The organism is Magnetospirillum moscoviense, from assembly GCF_001650635.1.
GTDB classification, from domain to species: domain Bacteria; phylum Pseudomonadota; class Alphaproteobacteria; order Rhodospirillales; family Magnetospirillaceae; genus Magnetospirillum; species Magnetospirillum moscoviense.
In genome coordinates, this window is record NZ_LWQU01000149.1 from 19652 (window position 1) to 29506 (window position 9855).

Genomic DNA, 9855 nt, shown 5'->3' on the forward strand with positions numbered 1-9855 from the left:
GGGGAACGAGAGGTGGCGGGACCGGCTACCCCTGGATGCCCGCCTGCGCGGGCATGACGATGAACGCGCTTTGGCCGAAGGGGGCACAGACCGATGCGCCTGAAATCCTTCACCGCGCCGACCATGGCCGAGGCGATGGAGATGGTGCGCACCGAACTGGGCGACGAGGCGATCATCGTCTCGACCCAGCGCGCCGCCGGCGCCAAGGGGGTGCGGATCACCGCGGCGCTGGAGCCGGCCGACGCCGATCTGGCGGTGGCCGAATTGTTCGAGGAAAGCGCGCCGTCTTCCTCGGCCGACGCCGTCAAGGCGGCGCTGGAAACCCATGGTTTGCCGCAACGCATGGCCGAACGGCTGGCCAACGCCGCGCGGGCCTCGGACATCGCCGATCCGACGCTGGCCTGCGCCGCCGCCCTGGAAGCCGGCTTCTCGTTCGCCCATCTGCCCGATCACGGCGCGCTGCGCCCGTTCATGATGATCGGCGGCCACGGCTCGGGCAAGTCGATGGCGGTGGCCAAGCTGGCGGCCCGGTCGGTGCTGAAGCAGCGCCATGTCGGCATCATCACCTGCGACAACATCCGGGCCGGCGCCGCCGAGCAATTGGCCGCCTTCACCCGCATCCTGGGCATCGACCTGGTCAAGACCCGGGGGCCGGACAGCCTGCGCCAGGCGGTCGAGACCGTCACCGGCATGTTCGATCTGGTACTGATCGACAGCCCCGGCCTGAACCCGTTTCGCACCTCGGACATGGATTACCTGCAGTCGCTGATCGAGGCCGCCGACATCGAGCCGATCCTGGTGATGGCCGCCGGCGGCGACGCGGCCGAAGCGGCCGAGGCGGCCGAGGCCTTCGCCGCCATCGGCGCCACCCGGCTGTTCACTACCCGGCTTGACACCACCCGCCGGCTGGGCGGCATGCTGGCGGCGGCGGAAGCCGGCCAGCTGGCCCTGTGCGACGTCTCGGCAAGCCCGCATGTCGCCGACGGATTGTCGCCCATTTCCGCCATTTCCCTGGCCCGCCTGCTTCTGCCGCAGGCGCCCGTCCCCCATCCTGATCAACACTTCTGGACCGACGAGGCACCCTTATCATGACCACGGCATCCGAAGCTCCGACCCTGGCCCCTCGCCCGGTTCAACGCGCCAAGGGACGAAACCTCGTCGCGGTGGCGTCCGGCAAGGGCGGAGTCGGCAAGACCTGGTTCTCGATCACCCTGGCCCACGCCATCGCGCGGGCCGGCCGTCGCGTCTTGTTGTTCGACGGTGATCTGGGCCTGGCCAACGTCGATATCCAGCTGGGCCTGATGCCCAAGACCGACCTGGGCAGCGTGGTCGCCGGCCGCCTGACCCTGAACCAGGCCCTGGTCCGCTTCCCCGAGGGCGGCTTCGACATCATCGCCGGGCGCTCGGGCTCGGGCACGCTGGCCAACATCCCGTTGTCGCGCCTGCAATTGCTGGGCGACGATCTGGTGCTGTTGTCCAATTCCTATGACAAGGTGGTGGTCGATCTGGGGGCCGGCGTCGAAAAGACCACCCGCAACTTCGCCACCCAGGCCGGCACCATTTTGGTGGTCACCACCGACGAGCCGACGTCGCTGACCGACGCCTATGCCTTCATCAAGGTCACCCAGATGGAACGGCCCGGCACCGACATGCGCATCGTCGTCAACATGGCCAATTCGACCCGCGAGGGCGAGCGCATCTACAACACCCTTCTGAAGGCCTGCGAAGGCTTCTTGAAGATCAGCCCGCCGCTGGCCGGCGTGATCCGCCGTGATCTCAAGGTGCGCGAAGCCATCCGCAACCAGACGCCGATCCTGATCCGCTCGCCCAATTCCGAGGCCGCCGCCGACGTCGAAGCCATCGTCGAGCGGTTGCTGGCCCAGGCGCGCTAGACCATGTCCAGCGTCGCGCCGCCGCCCGCTCCGCTGCCCGTCACCGGGTCGGCGGTCAGCGGACCGGTGGCGCTGACGGTGACCGGCGGCCAGATCGCCAGCCAGGCCTTGGGCTCGATGATGGAAGCGGTGGCCCAGGCCCGCGCCGCCAAGGGGGCGATGACCGTCGCCACCCCCGATGGCGTGGTCCAGTTGAAGGCCCTGCCCGGCCAGACCCTGCCGCCGATCCCCGAAGGGGCGCGTCTGCTTTTACAGGTCACCGACCAGGGCGTCACCTTGCTGGCGGTCAACGGCCGCCCGCTGGCCGGCCTGACCCTGCCCGGCAGCGCCCCCCTGGCCGGCGCCCCCTTCGCCGGCCCGCAGACCGCCATGCCCCCCTTCATGGGCGCGGCTACCGGCCAGGCGGGAGCCCCCGGCACGCCGGGTACCCAGACCGGCACCCCCATGGCCGGGCCGCAAGCCGGAATGCCCGCCGCGTCCTTGCCCGGCGCCCCCGCCGGCCTGACCGCCACCATGATCCGCCCGGCCTCGGCCCAGGGGATGGCGCTGGCCGCCGCCGCCCAGCCCGGCACCCTTGACGCCGGCCTGCCGCCCGATCTGCCGGCGGGAACCCGACTGACCGTCCGCATCGCCGGGATCGAGCTGCCGGGTCAGACGCCCAGCCAGACCCTTCCCGCCTCGTCCCAGACCGCTATGGCGCCCGCCGCCGCTTCGCCGGGCCGACCCGGCCAGCCGGCCCAGGCGCCCCAGTCGGCGCCGACCAACCTGCCGGGCGATCCCGCTGTTCTGGCCACCGGCACGGCGCCGCGCCTGTTGAGCGCCACCGTCGTCGCCCACCCGCCCGGCGGCCAGGCAGTGGTGCAGACCCCAGCCGGCACCCTGGCACTGCCGACCGGGTCCGATCTGCCGGTCGGCACGCGGCTGCAACTGGAACTGGCCGGCCAGCCGGAACCGCCGCCGCCCAGCACCACCACCGGCCCAAGCCCGGCACCATCGACGGGCCTGCGCCCGGGGGGCTGGCCGACCCTGGCCGAGACCATGACCACCCTGAATGCAGCCGGCGACCGCCAGGCGCTGGACATGCTGATGCGGTCGCTGCCGCAGGTCGGGCCGCGCCTGGCCGCCAACATCGCGCTGTTCACCGGCGCCATGCGGTCGGGCGACGTCCGCTCGGTCTTGCCCGACGGCACCACCAAGGGCTTGGAAAAGGCCGGCCGCAAGGATCTGGCCGAGCGGTTGAAGGGCGAGCTGGAACAGATGGCGCAAGAGGGCGGCCGGCCGGTGGCGGGCGGCGAATGGACCGGCTTCACCCTGCCGCTTTTGTTCGGCCAGGTGGTCGATCCGGTCCAGCTTTATGTCCGCCGCCGCCAGGGCGAGGACGAAGCCGACCCGGCCAAGGGTGGCGGCGGCGAACGCTTCTTGCTGGATTTCAACCTGTCGCGGCTGGGCCGCATGCAGATGGACGGGCTGGTGCGGCGCGACGACAAATTATTCGACCTGATCATCCGCACCGACCAGCCGCTGCCACCCGAGATGCGCCACGACATCCTAGGCATCTTCACCAACGCGGCCGAATTGGTCGGCACCAAGGGAAGCGTCGCTTTCCAATCGGGCGGCCGCTGGGTCGAGTTGCCGCCCGATGCCCCACCTCCCACCAAAATCATCGCTTAACCCGGCACGGCACTTGCAGCAGACTGAGGGCAACAAGGCCCAATGTCGATGCGGATGACCACCACCTACCCGGACCCCAAAGGCTATTACGCGGTGCTTGGACTGCTCCCCGGAGCGGACCTGGCGGCCATCAAGACTGCCTATCGCAACCGGGCCAAACAGGTGCATCCCGACCGCAATCCGTCCGAGGCTGCACGCCAGGAATTCCAAGCAATCGTCGAGGCTTACCGGGTCTTGAAGGATGTGGTCTACCGCGCCGAATACCATGCCACCGGGGTACCGCCGCTGGTCGATGACGGCGACGATTACCCGGCGACGCCGTTCGCCTGTTCGGCCTGCGGCAAGATCACCGTGCAGCCGCGTTACGTCATCTTCCACCAGGTAAAAAGTTACCTGGTGTGGGCCAAGCGCACCCGGGAAGAGGGCATTTTTTGCCGGGACTGCGCCGATCGGATCGCTGCCCGAAACTCGACGGTCAGTTGGCTGCTGGGCTGGTGGTCTTTCCCCGGCCTGATCCTGACCCCGATCGCACTGGTCCGAAACCTGTTCGGCGGCACCAAGCCCAAGGACCAGAACGCCCGCATGCTGATCCGCCAGGCCCGCGCCTTCCTGGCGCTGGACGAGATCGACCTGGCCCGCGCCCTGACCGAGCAGGCGTCGCGCTTCGCCCGCCTGTCGGTGCATTCCCGCCAGATCGAGCAATTGCGCGCCGAGACCGGCCAGGGCGGCCGGCGCCTGAAGAATCGCTGGGCCTTGTGGAACGGGGGCGTGTTCTTCGCCCAGGCGCTGCCGCTGGTGGCGCTGCCGCTGGTGCTGGGGGTGGGCGCCCTGATCGCCCTGAAGCCGTGGGAGCCGCCGATGGCCGCCCGCGCCGGCATCAGCGTCCAGGCCGCCGAAATCGGCGACATCCGCTATGTCGCCATCGAGGATCTGAAGCTGCGCCAGTCGCCGGTCGATGGCGCCCCGGTCCTGACCCTGCTGGACCGCTTCACCACCGTCCAGGTGGTCGATGTCACCAGCCCGGAATGGGCCCAGGTGCGCACGCCGTCGGGCGTGGTCGGCTGGGTCACCCGTCGCGCGCTCTATGCCGGCACCTCGGCACTGCACAAGCAGGAATGGTGCGCCCAGAATCCCGGCTCGACGCCCGAGGCCGGCGAGGTGCTGATCCGTCGCGCCACCGGCGAGCATCGCCTGCTGATCCATAATGACGGCCGACGCGACGCCGTGGTCAAGCTGAAGACCCTGGGCGGGCATACCGTCGCCGCCTATTTCGTGCCGGCCACCCACCATATCGGCGTCGGCGGGCTGCCCGACGGCACCTTCCGTATCGAATTCGCCAGCGGCAGCCACTATTCCCGCGCCTGCGGGGTGTTCACCCAATCGATGCAGGCGGCCCTGCTGCCCTTCACCCTGACCTATCACCAGATCTCGGCGGCGCGCCTGAAGGCGGCCACCACCATCCCCGAGATCGTGCTGGTCACCGCACCGGGCGACCCCAAGCAGCCGCAGCCGCTGGACACCGACCAGTTCGCCCGCGACGATTGATCACGAACAAATTCGCCGCAGTTCCTCCACTGCCGCCACCAGGGCGGTGCGCAGGCCGGGCTCCATCGCCGAATGGCCGGCCTCGGCCACCATGGTCAGCCGCGCCTTGGGCCAGGCCTGGGCCAGGTCGAAGGCCGATACCGGCGGACAGATGATGTCATACCGGCCCTGGACGATGCGGGCCGGCAGATGGGCGATCCGGCCCACCTCTTCCAGCAACTGGCCCGGCCGCAGGAAGCCGCCATGGACCATGTAATGGCATTCCATCCGCGCCATCGCCAGGGCGGCGGCGCCGTCGGGCTCGACCGGGTCGGGCCGCGCGACCAGGCGGGCGCAGGATTCCTCGTAGCCCGACCACATCCGCGCCGCCGGCAGGTGGATATTGGGGTCGGGATGGGTCAGGCGGCGATGATAGGCGGCCAGCACGTCGTCGCCGTCGCCCTGGACATGGGCGACGAAACGGCGGTGCGCCTCGGGATAAAAGGCCGCCATGCCGTGCAGGAACCATTCGGTTTCGCTTTCGCGGAACAAGAACACGCCGCGCAAGACGAAGCCGGTGACCCGCTCGGGATGGGCCTGGCCATAGGCCAGGGCCAGGGTGCTGCCCCACGAGCCGCCGAACAACAGCCAGCGATCCACCGCCAGGTGGCGGCGCAGCTTCTCCATGTCGGAAATCAGGTGGCCGGTGGTGTTGAAGCGGGTCTCGGCATAGGGCACCGAGCGGCCGGAACCCCGCTGATCGAACAAGATGATCCGCCAATGGGCCGGATCGAAGAAACGGCGATAGGGTGGCGCGGTGCCGGCCCCCGGCCCGCCATGGACGAACAGGACCGGCGGCCCCTGGGGGTTGCCGGATTCTTCCCAGTAAAGGGTGTGGCCGTCGCCCACCTCCAGGGCACCCCAGGCATAGGGCTCAATCGGGGGAAACAGGTCCATCAGGGCTCTTTTCATCGATCATCACCTGATCATTGTGCGAGGGTTGACGGGCCGGCGCAATCCCGCCTAAACCCTCACCATGAAAGTGGACCTGTTCGATTTCGACCTGCCGCGCGAGCGGATCGCCGAGCGCCCGGTAAATCCGCGCGATTCCGCCCGTCTGCTGCATGTGACCACCAGCGGTCTGGCCGACCATGTCGTCGCCGATCTGCCGCGCTTCTTGCGTCCCGGCGACGTGGTGGTCAGCAACGACACCCGCGTCATCCCGGCCCGGCTGTTCGGCCATCGGGGCGAGGCCGGCATCGAGGTGACCTTGCACCAGCGCCTGGGCCTGGCCCAATGGAAGGCCTTCGCCCGGCCGGCCAAGAAGCTGAAGCCGGGCGACACGGTCCGCTTCGGCCCCGATTTCACCGCCACCGTCGCCGAAAAGGGCGAGGCCGGCGAGGTCACCCTGGCCTTCGACCGCGCCGGCCCCGAGCTGATGGCCGCGCTGGAAGAGTTCGGCCGCATGCCGCTGCCGCCCTATATCAGGAAGGGCGTGGCCGACCAGCAGGACCGCGCCGATTACCAGACCCTGTTCGCCAAGGAACAAGGCGCGGTGGCCGCCCCCACCGCCGGCCTGCACTTCACCCCGGCCTTGCTGGCCGCCATCGATGCCGCTGGCGCCACCCGGCTGACCGTCACCCTTCACGTCGGGGCCGGCACCTTCCTGCCGGTCAAGGTCGATGACACCGACGACCACCGCATGCATGCCGAATCGGGCGTGGTGACGGCCGAAATGGCCGATGCGATCAACCGCGCCCGGGCCAATGGCGGCCGGGTGGTGGCGATCGGCACCACCTCGCTAAGGCTACTGGAAAGTGCCGCCGATCCCGACGGATTGATCCGGCCCTTCGACGGCAGCACCGATATCTTCATTACGCCGGGCTATCGCTTCCGGGCGGTCGATGTGCTGATGACCAATTTCCACCTGCCGCGCTCGACCCTGTTCATGCTGGTCTCGGCCTTTTCCGGGCTGGATCGCATGCGCACCGCCTATGCCCACGCCATCGCCGGCTCCTATCGTTTCTATTCCTATGGCGACGCCTGCCTGCTGCACCGGGAGACCTTCGCGTGACCGCCTTTCGCTTCGACCTTCACGCCACCGACGGCGCCGCCCGCTGTGGGACCTTGCACACCGCCCACGGGCCGATGGACACGCCGGCCTTCATGCCGGTCGGCACGGCGGCCACCGTCAAGGCGATGATGCCGGAAAGCGTGGCGGCCACCGGCGCCCAGATGATCCTGGGCAACACCTATCATCTGATGCTGCGCCCCGGGGCCGAGCGCATCGGCAAGCTGGGCGGGCTGCACCGCTTCATGAACTGGCCCGGCCCGATCCTGACCGATTCCGGCGGCTTCCAGGTGATGAGCCTGGCGAAACTGAGGAAACTGACCGAGGACGGCGTCACCTTCCAGTCCCATATCGATGGGTCCAAGCACCTGTTGACCCCCGAGCGTTCGATGGAAATCCAGAATCTGCTGGATGCCGACGTCACCATGGCCTTCGACGAATGCACGCCGTTTCCGGCCACCGAGAAGCAGGCGGCCGAGTCCATGCGGCTGTCGATGCGCTGGGCCAAGCGATCCAAGGATGCCTTCGTCGAGCGCCCGGGCTATGGCTTGTTCGGCATCGTCCAGGGCGGCATCTACCCGGAATTCCGCGCCGAATCCGCCGCCGCCCTGACCGCAATGGGCTTCGACGGCTATGCGATCGGCGGCCTGGCGGTGGGCGAAGGGCAGGAACTGATGTTCTCGACCCTGGAGGTCACCACCCCCCTGCTGCCCACCGACCGGCCGCGTTACCTGATGGGAGTGGGCCGGCCATCGGACATCGTCGGCGCGGTGTTGCGCGGCGTCGATATGTTCGATTGCGTGATGCCGACCCGCTCGGGGCGCACCGCCCAGGCCTTCACCCGGCGCGGCACGGTGAATTTGCGCAATGCCCGCCACCAGGACGACCCGCGCCCGCTGGATCAGGATTGCACCTGCCCGGCCTGTCGCAATTACTCCCGCGCCTATCTGCACCATCTGATCCGCGCCGAGGAGATCCTGGGGCCGATGCTGCTGACCTGGCACAACCTGCATTATTACCAGGAGGTGATGGCGGGGCTGCGGTCAGCCATCAAGGACGGCCGGGTGCAGGAGTTTGCGAAGAACTTCGCCGAGCAAGAGGCGATGGGGGATATCGAGGTGGGGTGAGGGACGACCAAAGGATTATTTCGCCGATGCAAATGCACCCCCGTCCAACTCACCCACGTTCGACTCCACGACATCATTGAAACGATGTAGACTGTCTTCTCCTATCGGTTGGGAGAGAGACATGCGAAGAGTGACTGAAAATGACATTGCAACCGCTATCATGCAAATTGCAGTCCAACGCCCCAACGGACTGGTGACATTTAAAAGGGCTTACGATGAAGTTCCAAAGCACGTTCAGCTATCGAGTGCCGACCTGGCACAGTCTGTAACACGACCGAATGAGCAGATGTGGCAGCAGCTCGTTCGAAACATCCGGTCACATTTTCAAGCAGACGGGAACTTCATCAAAGCCGGCTTGCTTGAGCACGTTAAAAATGTTGGATACAAAGTAACGGATAAGGGGCGCGATTACCTTAATGAGTTATAGCAATTTACCGAAATTTTTCCTTATAGCCCGGTTTAAACCACTTAATCTCAGTGCCTGACGCGGCGTCTTTATCCCAGACAAACCAGGCATACGCCGTTGTGCCCGACCCCTTTACTTGCGCCCCAGCGGGATAGAAAGTAATACGCTCGCTGAATACCCAGACTCTGGAGGGCGGCGATTCAGTGAAGATCGTCTTTTGCCGATTCGCCCCTTCAAGAAACGCAAGCCGCAGCAAAAGAGCGAATTTATGGTGGGCTGCCCGCAAACCAGAAGCGACGAATCCCTCCGCCGCATTGTAGGGGGGATTCGTAACAATGTTCGAGGCCGTTCGCTTGCTGGTCAGAAAATCGTGTCCAGCCTCACCGTACCCCCGGTTGAAAAGATCCGAACTAATTACTTGCTGTCCGGTATGCTCAAGAACATCGGACATAGCGCCATTGCCGCAAGCGCTTTCCCAGATGTCTCCCCTAAACCTCTCATTATCGATAAGAGCGTGCGTCGCCCAAGCTGGAGTGGGGTAGAAGTCTGGACCGTCTAGGTCAGCGAACCGCTTAGTTGTCGGCTTAAACCCGCCGTTGAGGTGGTACGTCTTATCCATGAGGAAAACTACGGCGAGATGTGCCAGTTAGTCAACCGCCGCCCGGCCTCGTAAGGGCAAGGTTCTGGGCCACGAAACAGGTCCCTCGGTGCCCCTCCGTGTGGTTCAAGACGCCAAACAAACAAATTCCCCCCGACGGCCGAAGCCCTGGGGGGAGTCTGTTCGTTCACGCCCCGGCGCTTAATGCTTGATGCTGGCGATCTGGCCGGTTTGGGCGTCGATTTCAACGCGGGCGGTCTTGCCGTCGTCGTCCCTGGCCTGGACGCGATAGCGGCCATCGCGGAATTCCAGTTCGGTCACGTCGTAATGGCCTTCCCCGGCGGCGGCGACGACGGCCTCGACGGCGTTGACCGGAACCGCCTGGACGTCGGTGCGCTTGGCGCGGTCGGACGCTGCGATCACATGGCCGGTCATCGGATCCACCGCCATCTTGACCAGACGGGCATCGGCAGTGCGGACCAGGGCGTCATACCGGCGAACCTACGAAATGACCTGCTGGACCCAGGGCTGATAGCAGAGGCTTTTGACCCTGTCGCTGTCGGCGA

Annotated in this window: 10 protein-coding genes; 7 read left to right on the forward strand and 3 right to left on the reverse strand. The window is 66.9% G+C overall.

Translation table 11 applies throughout. The features are described from left to right. Positions 1-93 precede the first annotated feature (93 nt). The 4 genes from A6A05_RS12820 to A6A05_RS12835 are packed head-to-tail and all read left to right on the forward strand — an operon-like array spanning position 94 to position 5108. On the forward strand, positions 94-1092 hold the full coding sequence (locus tag A6A05_RS12820) for a flagellar biosynthesis protein FlhF (RefSeq protein ID WP_068501671.1): 999 nt from the start codon (positions 94-96) through the stop codon (positions 1090-1092). Continuing rightward, a complete protein-coding gene (locus A6A05_RS12825; RefSeq protein ID WP_068501674.1) occupies positions 1089-1892 on the forward strand; it encodes a MinD/ParA family protein in 804 nt (267 codons plus the stop codon). Before A6A05_RS12820 ends, A6A05_RS12825 begins: the two co-directional genes overlap by 4 nt. A 3-nt stretch (positions 1893-1895) precedes the next feature. Further along, positions 1896-3563 (forward strand): hypothetical protein, encoded by a 1668-nt coding sequence (locus A6A05_RS12830; protein ID WP_068501676.1) that lies wholly within the window; start codon positions 1896-1898, stop codon positions 3561-3563. Positions 3564-3617: 54 nt separating this feature from the next. After that, a complete protein-coding gene (locus A6A05_RS12835; RefSeq protein WP_068501704.1) occupies positions 3618-5108 on the forward strand; it encodes a DnaJ domain-containing protein in 1491 nt (496 codons plus the stop codon). On the opposite strand, the gene pip is transcribed toward A6A05_RS12835, so the two are convergent. Then, on the reverse strand, positions 5109-6044 hold the full coding sequence (gene pip / locus A6A05_RS12840) for a prolyl aminopeptidase (RefSeq protein ID WP_082910942.1): 936 nt from the start codon (positions 6042-6044) through the stop codon (positions 5109-5111). It lies immediately after the preceding gene. 79 nt (positions 6045-6123) lie between these two features. Between pip and queA the strand changes: the two genes are divergently transcribed. From queA to A6A05_RS20910, 3 genes are all read left to right on the forward strand, one after another. Then, on the forward strand, positions 6124-7161 hold the full coding sequence (gene queA, locus A6A05_RS12845; RefSeq protein WP_068501682.1) for a tRNA preQ1(34) S-adenosylmethionine ribosyltransferase-isomerase QueA: 1038 nt from the start codon (positions 6124-6126) through the stop codon (positions 7159-7161). Then, on the forward strand, positions 7158-8285 hold the full coding sequence (gene tgt / locus A6A05_RS12850) for a tRNA guanosine(34) transglycosylase Tgt (protein WP_068501685.1): 1128 nt from the start codon (positions 7158-7160) through the stop codon (positions 8283-8285). The genes queA and tgt overlap by 4 nt, the downstream gene beginning before the upstream one ends. 121 nt (positions 8286-8406) lie before the next feature. Next, positions 8407-8712: a hypothetical protein gene (locus tag A6A05_RS20910; RefSeq protein WP_156521048.1), complete on the forward strand. Its 306-nt coding sequence runs from the start codon at positions 8407-8409 to the stop codon at positions 8710-8712. Positions 8713-8716: 4 nt separating this feature from the next. On the opposite strand, the gene A6A05_RS12855 is transcribed toward A6A05_RS20910, so the two are convergent. Together A6A05_RS12855 and A6A05_RS12860 are read right to left on the reverse strand one after the other, a co-directional pair. Continuing rightward, complete coding sequence (locus A6A05_RS12855; protein WP_068501688.1) at positions 8717-9310, reverse strand: hypothetical protein; 594 nt, start codon at positions 9308-9310, stop codon at positions 8717-8719. A 180-nt stretch (positions 9311-9490) separates the two neighbouring features. Continuing rightward, the gene (locus tag A6A05_RS12860; RefSeq protein WP_068501690.1) at positions 9491-9739 is read right to left on the reverse strand and encodes a PepSY domain-containing protein; all 249 of its coding nucleotides are present in this window, start codon (positions 9737-9739) and stop codon (positions 9491-9493) included. Positions 9740-9855: the final 116 nt, after the last annotated feature.

What these genes read in the sequence shown, in the direction of transcription:
- pip (WP_082910942.1), bottom strand. Translation starts at nt 6,044, where the DNA reads ATGGACCTGTTTCCCCCGATTGAGCCCTATGCCTGGGGTGCCCTGGAG.
- A6A05_RS12830 (WP_068501676.1), top strand. Translation starts at nt 1,896, where the DNA reads ATGTCCAGCGTCGCGCCGCCGCCCGCTCCGCTGCCCGTCACCGGGTCG.
- A6A05_RS12835 (WP_068501704.1), top strand. Translation starts at nt 3,618, where the DNA reads ATGACCACCACCTACCCGGACCCCAAAGGCTATTACGCGGTGCTTGGA.
- A6A05_RS20910 (WP_156521048.1), top strand. Translation starts at nt 8,407, where the DNA reads ATGCGAAGAGTGACTGAAAATGACATTGCAACCGCTATCATGCAAATT.
- A6A05_RS12860 (WP_068501690.1), bottom strand. Translation starts at nt 9,739, where the DNA reads ATGGCGGTGGATCCGATGACCGGCCATGTGATCGCAGCGTCCGACCGC.
- A6A05_RS12820 (WP_068501671.1), top strand. Translation starts at nt 94, where the DNA reads ATGCGCCTGAAATCCTTCACCGCGCCGACCATGGCCGAGGCGATGGAG.
- A6A05_RS12855 (WP_068501688.1), bottom strand. Translation starts at nt 9,310, where the DNA reads ATGGATAAGACGTACCACCTCAACGGCGGGTTTAAGCCGACAACTAAG.
- A6A05_RS12825 (WP_068501674.1), top strand. Translation starts at nt 1,089, where the DNA reads ATGACCACGGCATCCGAAGCTCCGACCCTGGCCCCTCGCCCGGTTCAA.
- queA (WP_068501682.1), top strand. Translation starts at nt 6,124, where the DNA reads ATGAAAGTGGACCTGTTCGATTTCGACCTGCCGCGCGAGCGGATCGCC.